Genomic DNA, 23,561 nt, shown 5'->3' with positions numbered 1-23,561 from the left:
GATGCGGCGCCGAGCCGACGACATCCGGGAGAATGACGCCATGGCCGCCAGCCGCTATCACGAGGTCTACGCCCGCGCGATGCGCGACCCGATCGGGTTCTGGGGCGAGGCCGCCCGCGACATCGACTGGCTCGAGTTTCCCAGGACCATTTTTGATCCCGATCAAGGGGTTTATGGCCGCTGGTTTCCCGACGGCGTCCTCAACACCTGCCACAATGCGCTCGATCGTCAGGTGGCCAACGGGCGTGCCGACCAGCTGGCGCTGATCCACGATTCGCCGCTCGCGGGCACGGTGTCGACCTTCACCTATGGTGAATTGCTGAAAGAGGTGCAGACGCTCGCCGCGGTGCTGCAGGATTTCGGCGTGGTCAAGGGCGACCGTGTGCTGCTGTACATGCCGATGGTGCCCGAGGCGATGGTGGCGATGCTCGCCTGCGCGCGCATCGGCGCGGTGCACTCGGTGGTGTTTGGTGGCTTTGCCGCCAAGGAACTTGCGACGCGCATCGAGGATGCGCAGCCGAGGCTGATCCTGTCGGCGAGCTGCGGCCTCGAGCCCGGCCGCATCGTCAAATACAAGCCGCTGCTCGACGAAGCGATCGCCCTTGCCGGGGCGAAGCCGTCCGCGTGCCTGATCCTGCAGCGGCCGCAGGAGCGCTGCGATCTCGTCGCCGGCCGTGACCACGACTGGGCCGATCTGCGGCGCGCTGCATTTGCCGCCGGCAAGGCCGCGCCGTGTGTGCCGGTCAAGGCGACCGATCCGCTCTACATCCTCTATACGTCGGGCACGACCGGCATTCCAAAGGGCGTGGTGCGCGACAATGGCGGCCATGCAGTTGCGCTGAAGTGGTCGATGGAGAACCTCTACGGCGTCAAGCCCGGTGAGGTGTGGTGGTGTGGCTCCGACATCGGCTGGGTGGTCGGTCACAGCTACATCATCTATGCGCCGCTGTTCCACGGCGCGACCTCGATCATGTACGAGGGCAAGCCGGTCGGCACGCCCGATGCCGGTGCCTTCTGGCGCGTCATCGCCGAGCACAAGGCGGTCGCCTTCTTCACCGCACCGACTGCGTTCCGTGCCATCCGCAAGGACGATCCGGAGGGAACGTTCATCCGACGGTTCGACCTGTCCCGCTTCAGGACCCTGTTCCTGGCCGGCGAGCGCGCCGACCCGCCGACGGTCGAATGGGCCGAGGCCCAGCTCAAGGTGCCGGTGGTCGATCACTGGTGGCAGACGGAGACCGGCTGGTGCATCGCGGGCAATCCGGTCGGGCTCGGTCTGTTGCCGGTCAAGCATGGCTCGCCGACGGTGCCGATGCCGGGTTATCAGGTCGATGTGGTGGACGAGGCGGCGCGGCCGGTGGCGGCGAACACCATGGGGTCGATCGTCATCAAGCTGCCGATGCCGCCCGGCTGCCTGCCGACGCTGTGGCAGCAGGATGACAGGTTCCAAGAGGCCTATCTGTCCGAGTTTCCCGGCTACTACAAAACCTCCGACGCCGGCTACAAGGACAACGACGGCTATGTCTTCGTGATGGGGCGCACCGACGACATCATCAATGTCGCCGGCCATCGCCTATCGACCGGTGGCATGGAAGAAGTGCTGGCGTCCCATCCGGACGTCGCCGAATGCGCTGTGCTCGGCGTCAAGGATGCGCTCAAGGGAGAGGTGCCCTGCGGTTTCCTGGTGCTCAAGGCAGGTGTCACCAAGTCGCCCGCGGACGTCGAGCGAGAGGTCGTCGCGCTGGTGCGTGACCGCATCGGTCCGGTGGCGGCGTTCAAGCTCGCCATCGCGGTCGGGCGTCTGCCGAAGACCCGTTCGGGCAAGATCCTGCGCGGCACCATGAAGAAGATCGCCGACGGCGACAGCTGGACCATGCCGGCCACCATTGATGATCCGGCGATTCTCGGTGAAATCGATCAGGCGCTCAAGGGCAGGGGGCTGGGCGGCTGACCGTGCCGTGGCCAGGCGGCCGCCCCGGTGGGGCGGCTGCCTTTACAAATCCATGATTCTGGTTCGACAGTCGGCCGGCCTTCCGTTCCCTGCCATGGATCCGACATGACCCGCCTGACCATCCCCGTTCTGCTTGCCGCCGCCCTGACAGGGGTCCTGCTCGGTGGTTGTGCCCAGCAGCAGGAGGACCGGCCACAGGCCGCCGCTGCCGCCCCCGCTCCCGACGACGATGCCTACTGCCAGTCGCGTGGCCTCAAGCCCGGTTCGGATGCCTACGTGGCCTGCCGGCGCGACCGCGACCATGTCACCACGCTCCAGGAGCAGCAGGGCAAGCGTAACCTGCGCAAGATCCAGGACTACATGATGGACAACAAATAGTGAGCGTCGACACCGCAGCTTGCCGCGCCAGCCGGCGTGTGCTTCCCACGACCCACAGCCAGACCCGCCTGACAGAAATCGAGAACGTATGATGTATGGATTGGCAACGCTGAAACGGGCGATGGCCGCCTCGCTGATCGGCATGGTGCTGGCGCTGGGAGCCGGTGCGGTCGCCTCGGCGGAAGAGGCCGAGGATGTGCTGACCCGCGACAAGGTGCTGCGCGATCCGGCGATTCCCGCAATGGGCAATCCGGACGGCGACATCACCATCGTCGAATGGTTCGACTACCAGTGTCCGTACTGCAAGAAGCTGGCGCCCGAGCTGGCGAAGGTCATCAAGGAGGACGGCAAGGTCCGCCTCGTGATGAAGGAATGGCCGATCCTCGGGGCACCGTCGGGCCTTGCGTCGCGGCTCGTGGTCGCGGCGCGTTACCAGGACAAGTACGAGGCCAGCCATCACGCGCTGATGGAGCTCAAGGGCCGTCTGACCGAGACGACGCTGCGTGAGGCGTTGACCAGGGCCGGGGTCGACGTCGCCAGGGCCGAAGCCGACATGCTGGCCCACAAGGACGACATCGAGGCGCTGCTCAAGCGCAACAACGCTCAGGCCGAGGCGTTCGGCTTCAATTCCACGCCGTCGTTCATCATCGGTACCTTCCGCGTGCCCGGCGTGCTCGACGCGGCGATGTTCAAACGCGCGATCGCCGACGCTCGTGCGATGGCAAAGCAGCAGCCGAAAGCGAACTGATATCCACCGTGCACGCAGCACGAAAAACGTCCTCACCCGGTGGGTGAGGACGTCGTCAGCAGAATCCTGTCAATGGCCGAGATCCCGGTACATCCGCGGTGATCTTCCTGGCCGACGGATCAGGCGATGCTGATGTTCTCGGCGCTGACCTTGCCGCGCATCTTGTCGGTCTTGAGTTCGTACGAGACCTTCTGGCCTTCGTTGAGCGAGCTCATGCCGGCGCGTTCAACGGCGCTGATGTGGACGAAAACGTCCTTCGAGCCATCGCTCGGCTCGATGAAGCCGAAGCCCTTCTGCGTGTTGAACCACTTCACAGTTCCAGTCGACATTGATCTTCTCCAAAACGCGCAAATGCGCATGCTGCCCGCATGATGCTCACGCGGGTTCCAATCCGATGTTCAGCGATGTCTTGGGGGAAGGAGCCCGGAAAGCGGGCGCGCTCAACAAGGCAGAGCTAGCAGTCGAATGCAGCCCTTATAGACAATTTCATCGGGTTCTGCAAGGCCGCACGAATCACGGGTGTTCCGTGCCGGCTTTGCCCGCCGGGCTTGCACGGCGCCGTGCCACGGGCGCCGGGGCGTTCGCTTGTCGCGTGTCAGCGGGGCGCTCGTGTTTATGCCTCGGCAACGCGGGCAAATGCGCGATCATCTCAGCCACACGCCGGGCATGCCGGACCACATCCGGCACGCCCATCAACTCACCAAACGTGCCGCGCGCCAGCGGACCGGCGACCAGCAGGTGCGACTGAGCGACGCCATGGGCGTCGATCACGCGGCTGTCGCCGTCGACGGCAACGCCAAGACCATAGACGTCTGGGCGCGCCAGTCCCTGTTGTCTCATCTGCCGTAGCAAGGCGTCGTCGCGGAACAGGCCGCCATGGGCGGGGCCGGTCGCGAGGACGATGCGGTCCACCGTCAGCGGTTCGGCATGGCCACGGCGCGGGCGCAGAACGACATCGAGGCGATCGCCGCGATCGGCGACACGCTGGACCGTGGCGGCCCGGATGCCGAGCGTGCCGTCGTCGAGACGACGCTCCAGCACGGCGTGCACCTGCGGCGCGACGCGGAAGCGATGGGTGTCCCAGAATGGCCGGAGGTGGCGCAGCAAGCGTTGCCGCTCTGCTTCCGACAGCGCCTGCCAGATCGCCTGGCCCTGCAGGCGCACCTGGTCGAGCACGGGATGCCACGAAAGGCCCGTCGCATTCGCCTGTGCCAGCGTCGCGCGGACGCGGCGCAGCAGCGCCAGCGCTCCCGTCGGTGGCGGGGACAGGAAATCACCGAACGGATCGGCCGGGTGTGCGGTGTGTGGTTGCGAGCGCTGGCCGCGGCGCGAAATCGCCACGAGCGGGCCGCGATGGCCGCGCCGGTCCAGCGTCGCGACAATGTCGGCCATGGTCAGGCCAGTGCCGACGATCAGCAGCCGCTCGTCGTTCGCGATCGCATCGAATGCCTGCGGCGCCCAGGGGTCTGCGACAAGCCACGATGTGCCGGCGAACGGCGCAAGCGCTGCTGGCACGGTCGGTGGTGGATGGCAGATCGCCAGCACCACGACATCGGCGGCCAGGGTGCGCCCGTCGGCGCAGACGACGCGACAGCGGCCGCCGGAATGATCGATGGCGCTGGCGCGGGTCCGCCAGTGCGCGACCGCAGCATGCGCGAACCGATCGCTGAGATAGCCGCCGAAGGCGTGCCGGCTTGGAAACAGCCGGCCGTCGGGCAGCAATGCCTGCGGGTCTGCCTGCACGACGCCATGCCGATCGAGCCACTGCGCAAAGTTCGTGGGATCGTCGGGATGGATCTCCATCCGCGGCGCCGGCACGTTGATGCGGTGCGACGGATCGGTCGTGCTGTAAGCGAGGCCGCGCCCGACCGTCTCGCGTGGTTCGATGACCGTGATGTCGATATCCGCGCGCAGCCGGCGCAACGCCAGCGCCGTGGCGGCGCCGGATACGCCGCCGCCAATGATGGCCACCGTCGTCGTGGCCTCGCCTCGCTGCCTGCCCTGCGTCATGGATGGGTCGTGTGGGGCCGACGAGTCACGGCGCCTTCGGCGTCCAGATCTTGACGGTGGAGGTATCGAGCTTGCGTGGCAACAGCCCCTCGCCGAAGAAGGCGTCAGCGATCTTCTGCTGCTCGCCGAGCTTGTCGGGCGTCACCGCGCCGACGCCATAGCTGCGATGGCTGTTGGCTGTCTCGACCGTGGCGGCGTCGATGCCCCACAGGTCCGCCAGCAGTTTCGCGGCCTCCTTCGGATGCGCCTTCACCCACGCGCCGGTGTCCCGCAGCTTTGCGTACACAATGTTGAGCACGTCATCGCGGCGGTCGGCGAAGGTTTCGGACGCGAGGTAGTAGCGCTTGTAGTTGGCAAGACCGCCGCTGCCGTCCGCCAGCACGCGCGCGCCGGACTGCTGCTGCGCGCTGGTGAGGAACGGATCCCACGCCACCCAAGCGGCAACCTTGTCAGTGACGAACGCCGCGCGGCCGTCGGCCGGCGCGAGATAGGCTGGTGTGATATCCTTGAAGGTGAGCCCCGCCTTGCCGAGCGCGGCGAGCAGCAGGTAGTGGCTCCCCGCGCCCTTGGTCACCGCGACCGTCTTGCCCTTGAGGTCGGCGAGCGAGGCGATCGGCGCATGGCCCGCGACGAGAATGGCCTGTGCCGCGGGCGAGGCGCTCTCCTCGGCGACGTAGACCAGCCTAGAGCCGGCGGCCTGGGCGAAGATCGGCACGGTGTCGGCAACGTCGGCGCCAAAGTCGAGATTGCCGACGCCGAGCGATTCCAGCAGCGGCAGCCCGCTTGAGAATTCATGCCACGTCACCTTAACGCCGAGCGGGGCGAGCGCCTTCTCAAGTTCGCCGTTGGCGCGCAGGACCGCGATCAAGGTCGAGGATTTCTGCAGGCCGATGCGGATCTGGTCGGCGGGCCGCGCCTCCTGTCCGAGAGCGGCGTTGTGCGAGGCTGCGCCGAGCAGCAACCAGGCGGCGAAGAGCGTGCGTGCATATCGGATGATCATGGTTCCGATTTTAGGCGACGTCCGTGAGATTGAGTTGCCATATTGGCCGGCATCGCGGGCAGGTTTGTCCTGCGCCGTCATGCCATTCAGAAAAATGCGCCTCTGCCGGTATTTGGTGCGATGAGAGCCCATGCCGGGCAGTGATGTGCCGGTCCATGGGAGTACCCAGTGGGCACCTTCCTTGCGAGCCGAAATCGTTTCGCGGGGTGTAGGACATGCGCGTCGCCTGCCGTCGGCCGCTTGAAAGAAAACGGTCGCCAAGGCTAAAACCAGAGGCGTTGTATTGCTTTGTGGTTTGGGTGCATTGCAGCGTCGGACGTTTCTGGATAAGCGGAGCTTGTCATTATTCCGCCATTTCCAGCGCCAAACGACGAAAGCCGGTTCCGCGATGAATGCGCCTTGGCCCAGACAGAACTGGCCCCGACAGACGGGGGTGACCGTGGACTCTGCGACCCGCCAGACCGCCGCGGGAATCGAGATCGAGGGCGTTGGCAAGACCTACGCCGCGCGCGGCGACAGCGCTGCGGTGGTGGCGTTGCGCGACATCAACCTCGTGGTGCCCGATGGCGCCATCGTCGGCGTCATCGGTCGCAGCGGCGCCGGCAAGTCGTCGCTCATCCGTCTGATCAACGGCCTCGAGCGGCCGACGAGCGGACGCGTCGTCGTCAACGGCACCGATATCACCGCGCTCGATGAGCGCGGACTGCGCGCGGCGCGGCGCTCGATCGGCATGATCTTCCAGCATTTCAACCTGCTGTCGTCACGCACCGCATTCGACAATATCGCGCTGCCGCTGGAGATCGCCGGCGTCGCCAGGCGCGACATCGCCAAGGCCGTGCTGCCACTGCTCGACATGGTCGGCCTTGCCGACAAGCGCGATCGCTACCCTGCAGAGCTGTCGGGCGGTCAGAAGCAGCGCGTCGGTATCGCGCGCGCGCTCGCCACCAGCCCCAAGGTGCTGCTGTCGGACGAGGCGACGTCCGCGCTCGATCCGGAAACGACCGACCAGATTCTCGATCTGCTCAAACGGATCAACAAGGATCTCAATCTCACCATCCTGTTCATCACCCATGAGATGGCCGTGGTGAAGGCGCTCGCCGACCGCGTCGCGGTGCTGGAGCACGGCCGGATCGTCGAGGAAGGCGCGACGTTCGAGGTGTTCGCCTCACCACGCCACGAGGTCACGCAGCGCTTCGTCGGCTCGGTCACCGGCAGCCATGTGCCGGAATGGCTGCAGGAAAAGCTCGTCGCGGAGCGGCCCGCCACCGGCGCGCAGGCCGTGCTGCGGCTGTCCTTCCGCGGTCACGAGGCGAGCCAGCCGCTGCTGTCGCAGCTCACCCGGCGCTTCGACGTCGACGTCAACATTCTGCACGGCCAGGTCGAGATGATTTCTGGCCATCCGTTCGGCACCCTCATCGTCGCCATTCCCGCGTCAGCCGAGCAGGTAACGCAGATCGCCGCCCAGCTCGAGGCCGGCGGCAACACGGTGGAGCGACTCGGCTATGTCGCCTGAACTCCTCAGCATGATCGCCTGGTCGACGGTCGATACCTTGCGCATGGTGGCGTTGGCCGGCCTGTTCGGCACGATCATCGGTTTGCCGCTCGGCATCTTCCTTGCCACCAGCCGCGCTGGCGAGCTGTTTCCCGCGCCTGTCACGAACCGCCTCGTCGGCCTTGTCGTCAACGCCACGCGCTCGACGCCATTCATCATCCTGGTCGTGGCGATCGTTCCGCTGACGCGTTTTATCGCCGGCACCTCGATCGGCACCGCGGCCGCCACTGTGCCGTTGACCATCGCGGCGGTGCCGTTCATCGCCCGTGTGGTCGAGGCGGCCGTGCGCGAGGTCGACCAGGGCCTGATCGAGGCGGCGCGCGCGTTCGGCGCCAGCCCGCTGCAGATCGTGCGCAAGGTGTTGCTGCCCGAAGCGTTGCCGGCGGTGACGCTGGCGCTGACGCTGACCCTCGTGAGCCTGATCGGCTACTCGGCCATGGTCGGTGCGGTCGGCGGCGGCGGTCTCGGCGATCTCGGTATCCGCTACGGCTATCAGCGCTTCATGCCCGATGTGATGCTGGTCGTGGTGCTGGTGCTGATCGCGCTGGTGCAGGGCGTGCAGTCGATCGGCGACACCCTCGCGCGGCGACTCGACAAGCGTTCGCGCCGTTCCTGATTTCCGGCAAGCCAAAGGACGTTCCTGCCATGCGTATCGTCACTGCAACCGTCGTCGCTCTCGCGACGCTCATCGGCGCGGCGCGCGCCGAGACCATCCGCGTCGGCGTCACTGCCGGGCCCCATGCCGAAGTCATGGATGTGGTGCGCAAGGTCGCTGCCGAGCGCGGCCTCGACGTCAAGGTGATCGAGTTCACCGACTACGTCATTCCCAATCAGGCGCTGGCGCAGAAGGACATCGAGGCGAATTCGTTCCAGCACGAGCCGTATCTGCTCAACCAGATCTCGAAGACCAACTGGAAGATCGTCAAGGTCGCGACCACCATCGCCTCGCCCCAGGGCGTCTACTCGATCAAGGTCAAGAAGCTCGCCGACCTGCCGCAGGGGGCCACCGTGGCGATCGCCAACGATCCGACCAACGGTGCGCGCGGCCTGCAGATCCTGGCGCTGCATGGCCTCATCAAGCTCCGCGACGGCGTCGGCGTGACGGCGACGGTCGCCGATATCGTCGACAACCCGAAGAAACTGCGGTTCGTCGAGCTCGACGCGGCGCAGCTGCCGCGCTCGCTGCAGGATGTCGATCTCGTCTCGATCAACAACAACTATGCGGTGCAGGCCGGCCTCGATCCCGCCAAGGATGCGCTGGCGCGCGAGAGCGCTGAAGGGCCGTGGGTCAATATCCTCGCGGTGCGCGAAGAGGACAAGGACAAGCCGTGGGTCAAGGAACTGATTGCGGCGTATCACTCCGAGCCGGTGCGCCAGTTCCTCGATACCCGCTTCAAGGGCACCTATATCGCCACCTGGTGAGCGAAGTCATTCTTTGAGGGATTACATCATGACGCGCAGACATCTTCTCCAGTCGATTGCTGCCGGTGCGCTGGCGATCGGCCTGCTCGGCAGCGCCGGCCTCGATAGTGCTTCGGCGCAGGAGCGCAAGACCATCAAGATCGGCGTCACGCCGGGGCCGCATGCCCAGATCATGGAGGCGGTGAAGCCGATCGCCGCGCAGAAGGGCCTCGACATCCAGATCGTCGAATTCTCCGACTATGTCGTGCCCAACGCGGCGCTCGAGGCCGGTGAACTGCAGGCCAATTCGTTCCAGCACAAGCCGTATCTCGACAACCAGAAGGCCGACCGCGGCTACAAGATCGAGCCGGTCGGCTATACCGTGAACTTCCCGATCGGGCTCTACTCGAAGAAGTACAAGAGCTGGGACGCAGTGCCACAGGGGGCGTCGCTCGCGATCCCGAACGATCCCACCAACGGCGGGCGCGTGCTGCTGCTTTTGCAGGACAAGGGCGCGCTCAAGCTCAAGGACGGTGTCGGATTCAAGCCGAGCGTCGCCGACATCATCGACAATCCGAAGAAGCTCAGGATCACCGAGATCGATGCGGCGCAGACGCCGCGCACCCTCGACGATGTCGACGTCGCCGCGGTCAACACCAACTACGCGACGCAGGCAGGGCTCGACCCGGTCAAGGACGCAATCCTGCGCGAGGACCCCAAGGGCCCTTACGCCAATCTGATCGCGGTCCGCGCGGTGGACAAGGATCAGCCCTGGGTCAAGGCACTGGTGGAAAGCTACCAGACGCCACAGATCAAGGAATTCATTCTTACGACGTTCAAGGGCGCCGTGCTGCCGGCCTGGTGAGGCGAGGCTGCCGACGAATAGGGGCGGTACTCACTTCCCGCCCTGAAAATAGTCTTTCAAGCAAAATGGCCGGGACGAGCCCGGCCATGACCATAACAACTGGATGAGGGCGCGAAGCCTGTCGCGCCCGAAGGCCGCGCGGCGGCGATCCCTGATGGACCGCCGGCCGATCACTCCTCGTCTTCGTCGTCGTGCTTCTTGCCGCCCAGTGTCTTGAGCTTGGCGAACACTGCGGCGTCGTCGAGGTCGTCCTGATTGCCGGTGTGCTCCGGCTCGGCGTCCTTGCGGGTGGTCTCGGAGGCGGGCAGCAGGGTGGCGCCGCCGTACTGTTCGACCGCAGGCTTTTCCTTGGCGGCGCGCTGCACCTCAAAGTCGAGGTCGATCTGCGAGCACAGGCCGAGGGTCACCGGATCCATCGGGGTCAGGGTCGACGCGTTCCAGTGGGTGCGGTCGCGCACGCTCTGAATCGTGGTCTTGGTGGTGCCGACGAGGCGCATGATCTGCGCATCCTTGAGCTCCGGATGGCTGCGCAGCAGCCACAGGATGGCGCTGGGGCGCTCGTGGCGGCGCGACACCGGGGTGTAGCGCGGGCCCTTCTTCTTCTTGACCTCCGGCAGGCGGACCTTGGACTCGGCGAGCTTCAGCCGGTAATCCGGATCCTTCTCGCCCTTTTCGATCTCTTCACGGGTGAGCTGGCCGGACGAAATCGGGTCCATGCCCTTGATGCCCTGGGCCGCGTCGCCGTCCGCGATGGCGTGGATCTCGAGCACGTGCATCTTGCAGAAGTCGGCGACCTGGTCGAACGACAGCGCGGTATTGTCGACGAGCCACACGGCGGTCGCTTTCGGCATCAGCGGGGCGTTGCTCATAGGCAAATCTCCTTCGTGCTTCGCCCAGCGGTCTTGGGGGCGAAACCAATGGTCATCAGCGATGACGGGAATTGTCGGTTATATAGTCTGCCAAGGGGTAAAATTGCAATGGTTTGCGCATCGGCGGCCCGGTTTCGCCGGCCGATCGGCCTTGACACGGACACAAGAGCGGCCCAATTCCGTACTAGCCATTTCCGGCCAGATTCCGGGATAAATATGCCGTCTCAGCCAGCCAAACCGACCCTCAAGGTCTACCTTTGTTCTCCTCGCGGCTTCTGCGCGGGCGTGGTTCGGGCCATCGATACGGTGGAACGGGCCCTGGCGCTCTATGGCGCCCCGGTCTACGTCCGGCATGAGATCGTCCATAACCGCTATGTGGTGGAGAGCCTGCGGGCCAAGGGCGCGATTTTCGTCGAGGAACTCGAGGAAATCCCGGATACGGACGCCCCGGTGGTGTTTTCCGCCCATGGCGTGCCCAAGGCGGTGCCGAGCGAGGCTGAGAAGCGCAATTTCTTCTCGCTGGACGCCACCTGCCCGCTGGTCACCAAGGTGCATCGCGAGGCCGAGATTCACTTTAAGCGCGGCCGCGAGATCATCCTGATCGGCCACGCCGGCCACCCGGAAGTGGTTGGCACCCTCGGCCAGCTGCCGGCCGGCGCGGTCTCGCTGATCGAGACCGTCGAGGACGTCGCCGCCTTCGTGCCGAAGGATGAATCCAAGCTCGCCTACATCACCCAGACGACGCTCTCGATCGACGATACCGCCGAGATCGTGGCCGCGCTCAAGAAGCGTTTTCCGGGCGTTGCCGGGCCGCACAAGGAAGACATCTGCTACGCCACCACCAACCGCCAGCTTGCGGTGAAGAAGGTGGCGCATCTCGTCGACGCCATGGTCGTCGTCGGGTCGCCGAACTCGTCCAACTCGCAGCGCCTGCGTGAGGTCGCCGAGCGTGAGGGTTGCCCGCGCGCGGTGCTGGTGCAGCGCGCGTCCGAGCTCGACTGGAGCATGTTCGACGGCATTACCCGGCTCGGCATCACAGCCGGCGCATCCGCGCCGGAGGTCATCGTCGAAGAGATCATGGGCGCTTTTGCCGAGCACTATCAGTTGAGCGTCGAGACGGTGACCGCGGCGGAGGAGACCGAGTTCTTCCCGCTGCCGCGTCCGCTGCGGCAAGCCGCTGCCGTCGAGTAGACCTTCATGGCGGTCTACACGGACGTCTCCGCCGAGGATCTCGCGGAGTTCCTGTCGCGTTACGATATCGGCGAGCTGCTGTCCTACAAGGGCATTGCGGAAGGCGTCGAGAACTCGAACTTTCTGCTGCATACCTCGCGCGGCTACTTCATTCTGACGCTGTACGAGAAGCGGGTCGACGCGCGTGACCTGCCGTTCTTCCTCGGCCTGATGACGCATCTCGCCAGCCACGGCCTGCGTTGCATGCAGCCGGTGCTGATGCGGGACGGCGAGGCGCTCGGCAAGCTTGCCGGGCGGCCCGCGGCGATCATCGATTTCGTCGAGGGCGTGTGGCCGCGCCGGCCGAACGTGCAGCATTGCGCGGCCGTCGGCGGCGCGCTGGCGAAGATGCATCTCGCTGGCGCCGACTTCACCATGACGCGGCCGAACGCGCTGTCGCTATCGGGCTGGCGGCCGCTGTTCGCGGCAGTGGAATCCCGCGCCGATGAACTGCAGCGGGGCGCGCGGGAGATGCTTGCGAAGGAGCTCGACGATCTCGAGCAGGCCTGGCCAATGGCGCTGCCGACCGGCGTGATCCATGCCGACCTGTTTCCCGACAACGTGCTGTTCCTCGGCGAGCAGCTCTCGGGCCTGATCGACTTCTACTTCGCCTGTAACGATATCCTCGCCTACGATGTCGCGATCTGCCTCAATGCCTGGTGCTTCGAGAGCGACCATGCGTTCAACGTCACCAAAGCGCGTGCCTTCCTCAACGGCTACAACCGCGAGCGGTCGCTGTCGGCGGCCGAGCAGCACGCGCTGCCGCTGCTGGCGCGGGGCGCCGCGGTTCGCTTCCTGCTGACGCGGTTTGTCGACTGGCTCAACGTGCCGCCAGGCGCGCTGGTCAAGCCGAAGGATCCGCAGGAATACCTGCGCAAGCTGCGCTTCCATCAGGGCGTGCGGAGCATCCGCGACTACGGGATCGAGCCACTGGAGCAGGGCGCATGAGCGACGCGGCGCGACCGCATGTCACGGTCTTCACCGACGGTGCATGCTCCGGCAACCCCGGACCGGGCGGTTGGGGTGTCCTGCTGCGTTTCGGCGATGTCGAGAAGGAATTGAAGGGCGGCGAGCGCGACACCACCAATAACCGCATGGAGCTGATGGCGGCGATCTCCGCGCTGGAAGCCCTCAAGCGACCGGCCGTGGTCGATCTCACCACCGACAGCCAGTACGTCCGCCAGGGCATCACCAGCTGGATTCACGGCTGGAAGCGCAACGGCTGGCGCACCGCGGACAAGAAGCCGGTGAAGAATGTCGACCTCTGGCAGCGGCTCGATGCCGCGCTGAAGCAGCATGAGGTGCGCTTCCACTGGGTCAAGGGCCATGCCGGCCATGTCGAGAACGAGCGTGTCGATCAGCTTGCCCGTGAAGGGCTGGCGGCGATCCGCTGACCGCCGCCGCATCTGTCAGCAGACCCTGTCCTGTCGTTCCGGAAGCCGCGTGAGCGGCTATCCGGAATCTCGAAGCCGCAGCACCTTCTGTGGCCGGGATTCCGGGTTCGTCGCTGGCGCGACGCCCCGGAATGACGCCTTGAGCTTGCTCAGAGCTGGCCGAGCAGGGTGTCGCCACCCGACACTTCGACCGCGCCCGGGTTCGGCTCGATGTTGAGCTTCTTCACCACGCCGTCCTCGACCAGCATCGAGTAGCGCTTGGAGCGGATGCCGAGGCCGTTGCCGGAGGCGTCGAGTTCGAGGCCGATCGCCTTGGCGAAGTCGGCGTTGCCGTCGGCGAGAAACAGGGTCTTGTTGTCGAGATCGGTGTCGCGCTGCCACGCCTTCATCACGAACACGTCGTTGACCGAGGTCACCGCAATGGTGTCGACGCCCTTCGCCGTGATGGCGTCGGCGTTCAGCACGATGCTCGGCATGTGCATCTTGTGGCAGGTGCCGGTGTAGGCGCCCGGCACGGCGAACAGCGCCACCGTCTTGCCCTTGAAGACGTCGTCGGTGGTTTTCACCTGCGGGCCTTCGCCGGTCATGACGCGGAATTTGACGTCGGGCAGGCGGTCGCCGATCTTGATGGTCATTGAGAATCTCCCTGGGCGCGTCGCCGCAGCGCCGGATGGCGATCTTGCGGATGCGAAAGACGCTGATGATGGGACCGCAGTCATACCATGGCTGTCATCTGGCGCAATCGCAGCGCGGCGTCCTGGAGGCGCCAGCTCGGCTCCGCGGGCTCAGTCGAGGGTGGTGTCGATCTCGTAGGCGTGGCCGCCACCGACCAGGGTCAGCTTGAGCGCCGCCCCCTCCGCCTTGGCTCCGGACGGCAGCCCCTCGAGGGCGAACGAAAAGCGCTGGTGCCCTTCCGGCGTCTTGTTCACCAGTTGTGGCGGCGGCAGCGCCCAGTCCAGGGTCGGTCCCTCGACGAACAGCGCCGTGTCGGTATTGGCCGGCGCGGCCACCTCCACGATCACCTTGTCGCCTTCGCGCTTCACCGCGCGCACGGCGAGCACATTGGTGTCACCAATGCGGGCAGGCTGCGGCACAGCCTGTAGCGCGGTCAGCAGGGTGGCATCCTCGGTGCTGGCGCTGCTGGCGAAGGCGACCTCACCCTTGGCTTCGACCGGGACGCACAGCTTGTCGCACACGGCGTAGCTGATGTCGGCACGTAGCGTCACGGGCTTGTCAGGCTGCTTTGCCATGATCCGTAGCGGCAACACGAGGTGATGCTTGTAGCCGAACGACGTGCCGCCGGCACCGTCCGGGAATTGCATCGGAGCGGGCCACAGCACGGTCACCGATGCCACGTTGTCGGAGTTGGAGAAATCGAACCGGGGAGGGACGCCGGAATCGCCCGGCGTGCGCCAGTAGGTCTTCCACTCGTCATGGAGCTTGAATGCAATACCACCCAGCAGAACGCCGTCGTTGCGCGATCCGGCGATCAGCCGAACCGCCGAGTGCTGGTCCGTGACCCATGGCGAGGCGTCCTGAGCCCCCGCAGGGGCCGCACCGAAGCCTGTCACACTCAAGGCGAAGACGGCGAGTGTTCGCCGCAAGTGCTGGCGGGATGGAACCGATACGACCATATGACGTCTTTACAATCCAGGACGGCGTGAAACACTTGAATTGGTTGTGATCCAATTGCGTGGAGCGTCGTTCACGGTTGATTGACAGGGCCAGCCCCCAATATCAGGATGGCCTGGAACAGAGAAAGCCCTCTGCCGATGGACAGGATCGCCAAAAGGCCGAAGGCCGGCAAGACCGGCCTCCCCGAGCCGGGGAACGATAGCGGCATTGCCATGCCGGATAGCGATCGAGCCGACATGTCCGATGCCGCGGACGAACACGACCGTCGCTATCTCGACGGCCAGCTCCTGATTGCCATGCCGGTGATGGAGGACGAGCGTTTCGCGCGCTCGGTGATCTATGTCTGTGCTCATTCCTCGGAAGGTGCGATGGGCATCATTCTCAACCGGCCTGCCGGCAGCATCGATTTCTCGGACCTGCTGGTGCAGCTCGATATCATCGACAAGGCGGGGCAGACCGTGTTGCCGGCGGATGCCGAGAACATGAAGGTGATGAAGGGCGGCCCGGTAGAGACCAGCCGCGGCTTCGTGCTGCACTCCAGCGACTTCTTCATCAAGAACGCGACGCTGCCGATCGACGACGGCGTGTGTCTGACGGCGACACTCGACATCCTCAAGGCGATCGCCACCGGCAAGGGTCCGCGCCATGCCATTCTCGCGCTCGGTTATGCCGGCTGGGCGCCGGGGCAGCTTGAAAGCGAGATCCAGGACAATGGCTGGCTGCACTGTGACGCCGATTCGGATCTGATCTTCGGCGCCGACATCGAAGACAAGTATCAGCGCGCCCTGCAAAAGCTCGGCGTCGATCTGGCGATGCTGTCGAGCGAGGCCGGCCACGCCTGATCGCGGCGAGGCCGTATCCATGCGCGTCGTCACGGCTGCGCAGTGGCGCCATGACCCGCTGGATGATTCGGCGGTAGGGTGCCGAACACCGTGTGCCAGCCCTTCATCGTGTCCATGTACTCGCGCACCCGGCTGATCAGGCCGTCCTGCAGTTCGAAGACGAAGCAGTAGTCGAGGGCGTACGGTCGCCCGTCCGGCAGCGTTGCCTGCATCCGTTCTTCCACCACCACAGTCGATCCGTCGCCATGGAGGCCGGTGAACGTGATGGAGACGTCAGCGAACTGCCGGCGCATGTCGATCGCGATGAAACGGGCGATCGCGGCGGCGCCGATCATGTGGTCGGCATGGCGCAGCGCCACGGCGGTGGCATTGTGCCGCGGCGCAATCCATTCGGCCTCGGGGGTGAAAAGCGCGGCAATGCGCGCAGCGTCGCGGCTCGCGAAGATGCGCCAGGCGTTGGCGACCAGGTCCTTGCTTGTGGGGGCGGTCATTGAGGGCTCCATGCGGGGATGATGTCCCGCACGTAGGACCACGCCTGGGATCTCGCTCGCCGGAATCGGACATGATCACCGCCGGCCCCTTCCTCCACTGCCGTTTCCGGCTAGAATTGTCCGATGCTGAGTTTCGACACATGCAATGCCGCGCGGTTGCGGCGGGATGCGGCGTTCGACGGGCGGTTCTTCACCGCCGTGCGGACCACGCGCATCTATTGCAGGCCGGTGTGTCCGGTGAAGCAGCCGCTGACGCGAAACGTCAGCTATTATCCCACCGCCGTCGCTGCCGAGCGCGCCGGCTATCGGCCATGCCTGCGCTGCCGTCCGGAGACGGCGCCATTCTGCCCGGCCTGGAACGGCACGCGCACCACGGTGGCGCGCGCCATGAAACTGATCGACGACGGCGCGCTCGATCAGGGCTCGGTCGCGGCGCTGGCGACGCGGCTCGGCATCACGGCGCGGCACCTTGCGCGGCTGTTCGAGCAGCATGTCGGGGCGAGCCCGCTGCAGACCGCCCAGACGCTGCGGCTGCAGCGTGCCAAGCGTCTGCTCGACGCGACCGATGACAGCATGACCGAGATCGCGTTCCGCAGCGGCTTCGGCAGCCTGCGGCGCTTCAATGCGGCCTTCCACGCGCTCTACGGCCGTGCGCCGTCGGAACTGCGCCGCCGCAGGCCGCCGTCGGCGGCCGGCCGCGCGTCCCAGCCTGCCGGAGCCACGGCTCATGTTTGAGGGCGTCGACCGCTACGCCTATATCGACTCGCGGATCGGCCGGCTGCTGCTCGCCGGCGATGCCGACAATTTGCATCTTCTGAGTTTCCAGACCGGGAGCCGCGTGCATCATCCGCACGATGGCTGGCGGCACGAGCCCAAGGCGTTTCCGGAGGTGCGCCGCCAGCTCGACCAGTATTTTGCAGGCAAGCGAACCACGTTCGCGCTGCCGCTTGTGCTGTCGGGCACGCCGTTCCAGAACGCGGTGTGGACCACGCTGCAGACCATTCCGTTCGGTGCGACCACCACCTACCGTCTGCTGGCGGAGCGTATCGGCCGCCCGGCGGCCATCCGCGCGGTGGGCGCGGCCAACGGCGCCAATCCGCTGCCGATTATCATTCCCTGCCATCGTGTTATCGGCACCGATGGTTCGCTCACCGGTTTCGGCGGCGGCATCGAGACGAAACGCTTCCTGCTGGCGCATGAGGGCGTCGGCGAGGCGACGGCGGATCTGTTTCCGGAATAGTTGGCTCCGCTCAGACCGGGTGAGCGCAGCGACATCCGGGGCCAGCCCATTCATCCTTCACCCGGATCTCGCTGCGCTCATCCGGGCCACGGGCCGATCTGACCGCGACCTTACTGCGCCGCTTCGAGCCGCTCCTCCGTGAGCAGGCGCGTCGCGGCTTCGGCGTCCATCGGCTCCCCGAAGGCAAAGCCCTGGGCGTATTCGCAGCCGAGCTGGTAGAGCTCGACCGCGTCGGAGTCGGTCTCCGCGCCTTCCGCCACCACTTCCATGCCGAGGTCGTGAGCCAGCGACACGATCGACTTGAGGATCACCGGCCGCGTGCCGCGGCTCGTGGTGCGCACGAACGACTGGTCGATCTTGATGGTGTCGAACGGGAATTTCTGCAGGTAGGACAGCGACGAGTGGCCGGTGCCGAAGTCGTCGAGCGACAGCCCGGTGCCGAGCTCGCGGATCCGCTGCAGCATCTGCGCGGCGTGCTCCGGATTCTCCATCACCAGCGACTCGGTGAGTTCGAGCTTGAGCGTGCCGCGGGCCACCGCGGAGCGCGACAGCACGGTGCGGATGTCGTGGATCAGGTCATGGCGCAGCAGCTGGCGCGAGGACACATTGACACTGGCGAACACCGGCTCGCGCGAGCGCAGCGTGCGCTGCCACAGCGCAAGCTGCTTGGCGGTGCGGTCCATCACGAACATGCCGAGGTCGACGATCAGGCCGATCTCTTCGGCGATGCTGATGAACTCGCTCGGCGACATGCGGCCGAGCTTGGGATGATCCCAGCGCGCCAGCGCCTCGAAGCCGGCGATCGAGCGATCTTCCAGCCGGACGATCGGCTGGTAGAGGATCGTGATTTCCTCGCGCTCGATGGCACGGCGCAGTTCGGATTCCAGCGTCAGGCGGTCGGTCTTGCGCGAGCGCATTGCGGGTTTGTAGACATCGATGCGGTCGCCGCCGATGCGCTTGGAATGGTACATCGCAAGCTCGGCGTCCTTGATGATCTCGTCGGACAGCGGCGCCTGCGGGTCGGACAGCGCAAGGCCGATCGAGGCGGTGAGAAAGATCTCGCGGTCGTTGAAGGCGATCGGCGCGCGAATGGTCTTGCGAATGGTCTCGGCGAAGGCCGTGATGCGGGCTGGGTCCTGCTCCGACAGCAGGATCAGGCCGAACTGGTCGCCGGCGAGGCGGGCCAGCGTGTCCTGGGGTTTCAGGATGCGGGTCAGGCGGCGCGCCAGCGTCAGCAGGATGGAATCGCCGACGGCGATGCCGACGGAATCATTGACTTGCTTGAAGCGGTCGAGATCGATCACCATCACGGTGGGCCGCATCGTCGGCATGGTCTTGGCGAAGTTCGCCACCGCCGAGAGGCGGTCCATGAACAGCTTGCGGTTGGGCAGGCCGGTCAGGTTGTCATGCACGGAATCGTGCAGCATGCGCTCTTCGGAATTCTTGATCTCGGTGACGTCGGTCAGCGTGCCGACCACGCGCGAGACCTCGCCGTCGGAGCCGACCACCGGGCGGGCCTTGAGCGAGAACCACATGAAGTGGCCATCCGGTGTGCGCAGGCGAAAATCCTGCACGAGGCGGCCGCGGCGCTGGTCGAGCACGCTGTCGAGCGCGGCGCGGAAACGGTCCTGGTCGAGCGGGTGCAGCACCTCGAGCCACTTCGCCGCCGGTCCTTCCAGCGTGCCGCGCTTGAGGCCCAGCAGGGTCTCGGTTTCGGGGCTGGTGAACACCTTGTCGGAGGAGACGTCCCAGTCCCAGATCAGGTCGCCGGAGCCGACGAGGGCCAGCGCACGGCGCTCGACGTCGGAGACGATGCCCTGTGTCGCGCCGCCGCCGGCGAAGGCATGCTGCATCACCGTGAAGCCGATCAGCATCACGATCAGCACGAGGCCGCCGAGCAGGGCCGGACCGACGATGTCGTTGGTGACGCTGCCGGCCACCGTCATGCCGGCCGCCACCACCCATACCACCAGCAGGAACCAGGTCGGGATCAGCAGCACGGCGCGGTCGAAACCGTGGGTCGAGAGATAGACGATCAGCGCGAAGCCGGCGAAGGCGATCATCACCAGCGAGATGCGAGCGATCCCCGACGCCACTGCGGGATCGAACAGCGCCAGCGCCACCAGGGATCCCAGGAAGACCAGCCAGCCCAGCGTGATGTGCGAGTAGCGCACATGCCATCGGGACAGGTTGAGATAGGCGAACAGGAACACCAGCAGCGTGGCGGCGAGGATGGCCTCGCCCGCGGCGCGCCAGATGCGCTCGGCGCCGGCGGACATGTCCAGCACCTTGCCCCAGAAGCCGAAGTCGACGCCGATATAGACCAGCACCGCCCAGGCGAGCGCGGCGGCGGCGGGGAACATGATGCTGCCCTTGACCACGAACAGGATGGTCAGCACCAGCGCCAGCAGGCCGGAGATGCCGATCACGATGCCCTGGTAGAGCGTGAAGGAGTTGACCTTGTCCTTGTAGGCTTCCGGTTCCCACAAATAGAGCTGCGGCAGCTTGTCGGTGCGCAGTTCGGCCACGAAGGTGATGACGGAACCGGGATCGAGGGTGACGCGGAAGATGTCGGCGGTGGCGCTGTCCTGCCGCTCAGGGCGATCACCCGTCGACGGCGTGATGGTGGCGATGCGCGACATGCCGAGATCCGGCCACAGCAGGCCCGACGACACAATGCGGTAATGCGGTGCGACGATGAGGCGGTCGAGCTGGTCATCGGTGTTGTTGGCGAGCGCGAACACCACCCAGTTCTGGCCGCCCTCGCGGGCGCGCACCTCGATGCGGCGGACGATGCCATCCGGGCCGGGGGCGGTCGAGACCTGGATGCGATCGGTGTCGCTGTGCTGATGATCGAGGATCGCCGTAAGATCGATCGCCGGCGCATCGCTGCGGACGCTGACCGCGTCAACGGCGCGTGCAGTGGGCGCGGAAGCAAGCATGATGAGGCCCAGCGCCAGGGGCGCGAGCCATCGGATCAACCGCAATGTCAGCTCTCCGCGTTCACGTGTTCCGCTTCCAACGTCGTATCCATCCAGCATCAGCACGCATGCGAACGTCAGAATCCGGAAACACTAGCATCGAAACAGTAGGATCATTGTGAGTTTCGGAGCGGTGCCGGTCCGGCCGTCCCGCGGACAATGTCATTGCACGACGGCTCCTGTCGTGCATTCCGCGAGGGGCGAACCGGCCGCTTCCGAGGTGTCTTCAATGGCACAAATATGGAGGAAAACCAAGGGTTTCCGCCACGTCGTACCCAGTCAGACGGTGAGCACAATTTTGCCAATATGCTGGCTGGTCTCCATGCGGCGGTGCGCTTCGGCCGCCTGTTCCAGGGGGAAAGCACTGTCCATCAAGGGCTTGATCCGTCCCTCCGCGAGCAGCGGCAGCACTTTCGCGGTGATCGCTTCGACCATCGCCGCCTTGTCGGCCACCGACCGGGGCCGCAGCGTCGATCCGGTGTGGTGCAGCCGCTTCACCATCAGCTTGGTGAAGTTCACCGAGGCCTTGGGCGAGCCCAGGAACGCGATCTGGACGATGCGGCCGTCGAGCGCGGCGGCGTCGTAATTGCGCTCGATGTACTCGCCGCCGACCATGTCGAGGATGACGTTGACGCCGGCGCCGCCGGTGGCGGCCTTGGTTTCCGCGACGAAATCCTCGGTCTTGTAGTTGATGGCGCGATCGGCGCCGAGCTTGAGGCAGGCCTCGGCCTTGTCCTGGGAACCGACGGTGACGATCACCGTGGCGCCGAAGGCCTTGGCGAGCTGGATCGCCATGGTGCCGATACCCGAGGAACCGCCGTGGATCAGCAGCGTCTCGCCGGCCTTCAGGCCGCCGCGCTCGAAGACGTTGTGCCACACGGTCATCAGCGTTTCCGGGGTGGCGGCAGCCTCCTGCAGGGAGAACGAAGCCGGCACGGGCATGGCGTGGGTCTCGTGGGCGAGGCAGTACTGGGCGTAGCCGCCGCCGTTGACCAGCGACATCACCTTGTCGCCGATCTTGTAGCGAGTGACATCCTTGCCGATCGCGGCGACCTCGCCGGCGACCTCGAGGCCGGGGAGGTCGCTGGCGCCCGGAGGCGGCGGGTAGGAGCCGGCGCGCTGGGCGACGTCGGGGCGGTTGACGCCCGCGGCGGCCACCTTGATCAGCACGTCATGGGGCCCGACCTGCGGCAGCGGCCGTGTCTGCGGCTTCAGCACGTCGGGGCCTCCCGGCTGGCTGATGGCGACGACGGTCATCTCGGTGGGCAGCTTGTCCATGGTTGGTCCTTGCGCTGGAAGGCGGATATGGTCGGAACCGCCTGCTTATAGCGTTTTCGGGCGGCGCGGGGACCGTCGGCCGAGAGCGGATCCGTGAACGGATCGGGAATTCGGATCAAGAATGCGTGCCGCGCATGCCCTTGAGCGGCTCCCGGACCGATCGGAACCGGCCAGTGGAGAACTGCCCATGCCCATCGAAGACGACGACCGCCCGAAGAAGAAGATCAGCCACGAGCTCGGACAGGATCTGTCGTTGCTGTCGGTCGAGGAACTCGACGATCGCATCGCACTGCTGCGCGAGGAGATCGTGCGGCTCGAAGCCGCCCTGGGCAAGAAGAAAGCCTCGCGTGACGCTGCCAACCAGTTCTTCAAGTCGTGAGATCGCCAAGCGGTTTGGCAAACGGAATCTGAAGGAAATCCCTCATTTACGAGAGATTAAGCTTTCTCCTTCATTACTCGGGTGTCCAACTTTTGGACACCGAGTGGCTCCTGTCCACTCTGTTTGACGCCTCCCTGTTATCAACTTCAAAAGCCGCCGGAAACGGCGGCTCTTTTTTGACCTATTACTCACAGGCGGCGCGCGGCTGGAAACCATATTCCACGGTCGTTCGTTGTCCCGGCTGGACTCTCCCGGGCCGGCGCGCAATGATTTGTTCATCATATCTGCGTGCTGTTGAGTGAGGCGTTAACGATGTTGGAGAATTCGCGAAGCGAAGCCGACCTTGTTCTGTTCAGCGAACGACTGACCAATTCCGCTGCGTTCGGGACGTTGTTTCGTGAAGGCATGGATCTGGTCGAAGAGACCGCCGCGTATCTCGATGGCGACGGTCGCAACGAGGCGAAGACGCTCGAGCGGGCCGTCGGCCTGACCTACGCCACCGAAAGCATGCGTCTGACCACGCGGCTGATGCAGCTGGCATCATGGCTGTTGCTGCATCGCGCGGTGAAGGAAGGCGAGATGTCGCTGGCCCAGGCCAATCGCGAAAAGACCAAGGTCAAGCTGACCGCCGCCGATCCCGGTGCGCGGGACATGATCGACAAGCTGCCGCAGGCGCTGCAGGACCTGATCCTGCGCTCGATGGAGCTGCAGGCCAAGGTGCGTCGGCTCGATGCCAGCATGCATGCCGCCGAGCCGGTGCAGTTCGGCAATCCGCTGATGCCGCAGCTCGACCGTCTTAAGGCCGCGTTCGAGCGCTGAGCCCGGTACCCTTGCCGGCGTCCCCGCGGGCGCCGGTTCCATGGTCCGCAGTCCATCGCCCGCTGCTTCATGGACCGCTGTCGCGACCACCCAAACGAAAAACGCCCCGGCCGAGCCGGGGCGTTTTCGTTTGCAGTCGGGCCGGGGTGCAACCCCGGATTGATCACTTCTTGAGCAGGCCCGAGAACTTCTTCTGGAAGCGCGACACGCGGCCGCCACGGTCCAGGAGCTGCTGCGTGCCGCCGGTCCAGGCCGGGTGCGACTTGGAGTCGATGTCGAGGTTCAGCGTGTCGCCTTCCTTGCCATAGGTCGAACGGGTGATGTATTCCGTCCCATCGGTCATGACGACCTTAATGCTATGATAATTCGGGTGAATTTCGGCTTTCATCGCAAATTCCTCTTGGCGCGCGGCGCGCCGTCCAAACGTGATCCGTGTTTTCGGGGGCGAATTCGGGCCGCTCTATAACGCATGGCGGGCTTGGAAACAAGCTGCCGGGG

At 65.6% G+C, this 23,561-nt stretch carries 25 protein-coding genes; 15 read left to right on the top strand and 10 right to left on the bottom strand.

Annotation, left to right across the window (positions count from 1 at the left end):
• The first annotated feature begins 40 nt into the window (after positions 1-40).
• The 3 genes from JQ639_RS20705 (at position 41) to JQ639_RS20695 (ending at position 3,077) form a co-directional block, all read left to right on the top strand.
• Complete coding sequence (locus JQ639_RS20705; protein ID WP_211968150.1) at positions 41-1,951, top strand: propionyl-CoA synthetase; 1,911 nt, start codon at positions 41-43, stop codon at positions 1,949-1,951.
• Positions 1,952-2,056: 105 nt separating this feature from the next.
• Positions 2,057-2,329 carry a hypothetical protein gene (locus JQ639_RS20700; protein ID WP_211968149.1) on the top strand — a complete coding sequence of 91 codons (273 nt, stop codon included), beginning with the start codon at positions 2,057-2,059 and terminating at the stop codon, positions 2,327-2,329.
• Positions 2,330-2,420: 91 nt separating this feature from the next.
• Entirely contained in the window at positions 2,421-3,077 is a 657-nt protein-coding gene (locus JQ639_RS20695; RefSeq protein ID WP_211968148.1) for a DsbA family protein, read from the top strand.
• 119 nt (positions 3,078-3,196) lie between these two features.
• On the opposite strand, the gene JQ639_RS20690 is transcribed toward JQ639_RS20695, so the two are convergent.
• The 3 genes from JQ639_RS20690 to JQ639_RS20680 form a co-directional block, all read right to left on the bottom strand.
• A complete protein-coding gene (locus JQ639_RS20690) occupies positions 3,197-3,406 on the bottom strand; it encodes a cold-shock protein (RefSeq protein ID WP_211968147.1) in 210 nt (69 codons plus the stop codon).
• 184 nt (positions 3,407-3,590) lie between these two features.
• Positions 3,591-5,087, bottom strand: coding sequence for an FAD/NAD(P)-binding protein (locus JQ639_RS20685; RefSeq protein WP_211968146.1), 1,497 nt, complete (start codon positions 5,085-5,087; stop codon positions 3,591-3,593).
• A 25-nt stretch (positions 5,088-5,112) separates the two neighbouring features.
• Entirely contained in the window at positions 5,113-6,087 is a 975-nt protein-coding gene (locus tag JQ639_RS20680) for an aliphatic sulfonate ABC transporter substrate-binding protein (RefSeq protein WP_211968145.1), read from the bottom strand.
• A 388-nt stretch (positions 6,088-6,475) separates the two neighbouring features.
• Here JQ639_RS20680 and JQ639_RS20675 point away from each other — a divergent pair, with 388 nt between their 5' ends.
• From JQ639_RS20675 to JQ639_RS20660, 4 genes are read left to right on the top strand one after another with little or no spacing between them, the layout of a single operon-like run.
• Complete coding sequence (locus tag JQ639_RS20675) at positions 6,476-7,600, top strand: methionine ABC transporter ATP-binding protein (RefSeq protein WP_211968524.1); 1,125 nt, start codon at positions 6,476-6,478, stop codon at positions 7,598-7,600.
• Positions 7,590-8,255, top strand: a complete 666-nt coding sequence (locus tag JQ639_RS20670) for a methionine ABC transporter permease (RefSeq protein WP_211968144.1) — start codon at positions 7,590-7,592, stop codon at positions 8,253-8,255. Before JQ639_RS20675 ends, JQ639_RS20670 begins: the two co-directional genes overlap by 11 nt.
• 29 nt (positions 8,256-8,284) lie before the next feature.
• Complete coding sequence (locus tag JQ639_RS20665; protein WP_211968143.1) at positions 8,285-9,061, top strand: MetQ/NlpA family ABC transporter substrate-binding protein; 777 nt, start codon at positions 8,285-8,287, stop codon at positions 9,059-9,061.
• A 28-nt stretch (positions 9,062-9,089) separates the two neighbouring features.
• Entirely contained in the window at positions 9,090-9,905 is an 816-nt protein-coding gene (locus tag JQ639_RS20660; protein ID WP_211968142.1) for a MetQ/NlpA family ABC transporter substrate-binding protein, read from the top strand.
• A gap of 170 nt (positions 9,906-10,075) precedes the next feature.
• On the opposite strand, the gene JQ639_RS20655 is transcribed toward JQ639_RS20660, so the two are convergent.
• Positions 10,076-10,774, bottom strand: a complete 699-nt coding sequence (locus JQ639_RS20655) for a DUF1013 domain-containing protein (protein WP_211968141.1) — start codon at positions 10,772-10,774, stop codon at positions 10,076-10,078.
• A gap of 216 nt (positions 10,775-10,990) precedes the next feature.
• Between JQ639_RS20655 and ispH the strand changes: the two genes are divergently transcribed.
• From ispH to rnhA, 3 genes are read left to right on the top strand one after another with little or no spacing between them, the layout of a single operon-like run.
• Positions 10,991-11,965, top strand: a complete 975-nt coding sequence (gene ispH / locus JQ639_RS20650) for a 4-hydroxy-3-methylbut-2-enyl diphosphate reductase (RefSeq protein ID WP_211968140.1) — start codon at positions 10,991-10,993, stop codon at positions 11,963-11,965.
• A gap of 6 nt (positions 11,966-11,971) precedes the next feature.
• Positions 11,972-12,952, top strand: a complete 981-nt coding sequence (locus tag JQ639_RS20645; protein ID WP_211968139.1) for a homoserine kinase — start codon at positions 11,972-11,974, stop codon at positions 12,950-12,952.
• On the top strand, positions 12,949-13,398 hold the full coding sequence (rnhA, locus tag JQ639_RS20640; protein WP_211968138.1) for a ribonuclease HI: 450 nt from the start codon (positions 12,949-12,951) through the stop codon (positions 13,396-13,398). The genes JQ639_RS20645 and rnhA overlap by 4 nt, the downstream gene beginning before the upstream one ends.
• 149 nt (positions 13,399-13,547) lie before the next feature.
• Here the strand turns inward: rnhA and JQ639_RS20635 are convergent, their stop codons facing one another.
• Both JQ639_RS20635 and JQ639_RS20630 read right to left on the bottom strand, forming a co-directional pair.
• Positions 13,548-14,033 carry a peroxiredoxin gene (locus tag JQ639_RS20635; protein WP_211968137.1) on the bottom strand — a complete coding sequence of 162 codons (486 nt, stop codon included), beginning with the start codon at positions 14,031-14,033 and terminating at the stop codon, positions 13,548-13,550.
• Positions 14,034-14,183: 150 nt separating this feature from the next.
• The gene (locus tag JQ639_RS20630) at positions 14,184-15,032 is read right to left on the bottom strand and encodes a protein-disulfide reductase DsbD domain-containing protein (protein WP_211968136.1); all 849 of its coding nucleotides are present in this window, start codon (positions 15,030-15,032) and stop codon (positions 14,184-14,186) included.
• A gap of 213 nt (positions 15,033-15,245) precedes the next feature.
• On the opposite strand from JQ639_RS20630, the gene JQ639_RS20625 reads away from it, so the two are divergent.
• Positions 15,246-15,875 (top strand): YqgE/AlgH family protein, encoded by a 630-nt coding sequence (locus JQ639_RS20625; protein ID WP_211968523.1) that lies wholly within the window; start codon positions 15,246-15,248, stop codon positions 15,873-15,875.
• 29 nt (positions 15,876-15,904) lie between these two features.
• On the opposite strand, the gene JQ639_RS20620 is transcribed toward JQ639_RS20625, so the two are convergent.
• The gene (locus tag JQ639_RS20620) at positions 15,905-16,366 is read right to left on the bottom strand and encodes a nuclear transport factor 2 family protein (protein ID WP_211968135.1); all 462 of its coding nucleotides are present in this window, start codon (positions 16,364-16,366) and stop codon (positions 15,905-15,907) included.
• A gap of 123 nt (positions 16,367-16,489) precedes the next feature.
• On the opposite strand from JQ639_RS20620, the gene JQ639_RS20615 reads away from it, so the two are divergent.
• Positions 16,490-17,101: a bifunctional transcriptional activator/DNA repair enzyme AdaA gene (locus JQ639_RS20615; RefSeq protein WP_211968134.1), complete on the top strand. Its 612-nt coding sequence runs from the start codon at positions 16,490-16,492 to the stop codon at positions 17,099-17,101.
• Positions 17,094-17,606 (top strand): methylated-DNA--[protein]-cysteine S-methyltransferase, encoded by a 513-nt coding sequence (locus JQ639_RS20610; RefSeq protein ID WP_211968133.1) that lies wholly within the window; start codon positions 17,094-17,096, stop codon positions 17,604-17,606. The genes JQ639_RS20615 and JQ639_RS20610 overlap by 8 nt, the downstream gene beginning before the upstream one ends.
• A gap of 110 nt (positions 17,607-17,716) precedes the next feature.
• Here the strand turns inward: JQ639_RS20610 and JQ639_RS20605 are convergent, their stop codons facing one another.
• Both JQ639_RS20605 and JQ639_RS20600 read right to left on the bottom strand, forming a co-directional pair.
• On the bottom strand, positions 17,717-20,593 hold the full coding sequence (locus tag JQ639_RS20605) for an EAL domain-containing protein (protein WP_211968132.1): 2,877 nt from the start codon (positions 20,591-20,593) through the stop codon (positions 17,717-17,719).
• A gap of 273 nt (positions 20,594-20,866) precedes the next feature.
• A complete protein-coding gene (locus JQ639_RS20600) occupies positions 20,867-21,865 on the bottom strand; it encodes an NAD(P)H-quinone oxidoreductase (protein ID WP_211968131.1) in 999 nt (332 codons plus the stop codon).
• A 187-nt stretch (positions 21,866-22,052) separates the two neighbouring features.
• Here JQ639_RS20600 and JQ639_RS20595 point away from each other — a divergent pair, with 187 nt between their 5' ends.
• Together JQ639_RS20595 and rcdA are read left to right on the top strand one after the other, a co-directional pair.
• Positions 22,053-22,244, top strand: a complete 192-nt coding sequence (locus JQ639_RS20595) for a DUF1192 domain-containing protein (protein WP_211968130.1) — start codon at positions 22,053-22,055, stop codon at positions 22,242-22,244.
• A gap of 312 nt (positions 22,245-22,556) precedes the next feature.
• Positions 22,557-23,063, top strand: coding sequence for a protease adaptor protein RcdA (rcdA, locus tag JQ639_RS20590; protein ID WP_211968129.1), 507 nt, complete (start codon positions 22,557-22,559; stop codon positions 23,061-23,063).
• A gap of 163 nt (positions 23,064-23,226) precedes the next feature.
• On the opposite strand, the gene rpmE is transcribed toward rcdA, so the two are convergent.
• Positions 23,227-23,451, bottom strand: coding sequence for a 50S ribosomal protein L31 (gene rpmE, locus JQ639_RS20585; RefSeq protein WP_211968128.1), 225 nt, complete (start codon positions 23,449-23,451; stop codon positions 23,227-23,229).
• Between the last annotated feature and the right edge of the window lie 110 nt (positions 23,452-23,561).

It is taken from the genome of Bradyrhizobium sp. U87765 SZCCT0048 (assembly GCF_018131225.1).
Taxonomy (GTDB): Bacteria; Pseudomonadota; Alphaproteobacteria; order Rhizobiales; family Xanthobacteraceae; genus Bradyrhizobium_A.
Note: the sequence above shows the minus strand (reverse complement) of the source record. Positions and strands in the feature narration are given on the sequence as shown.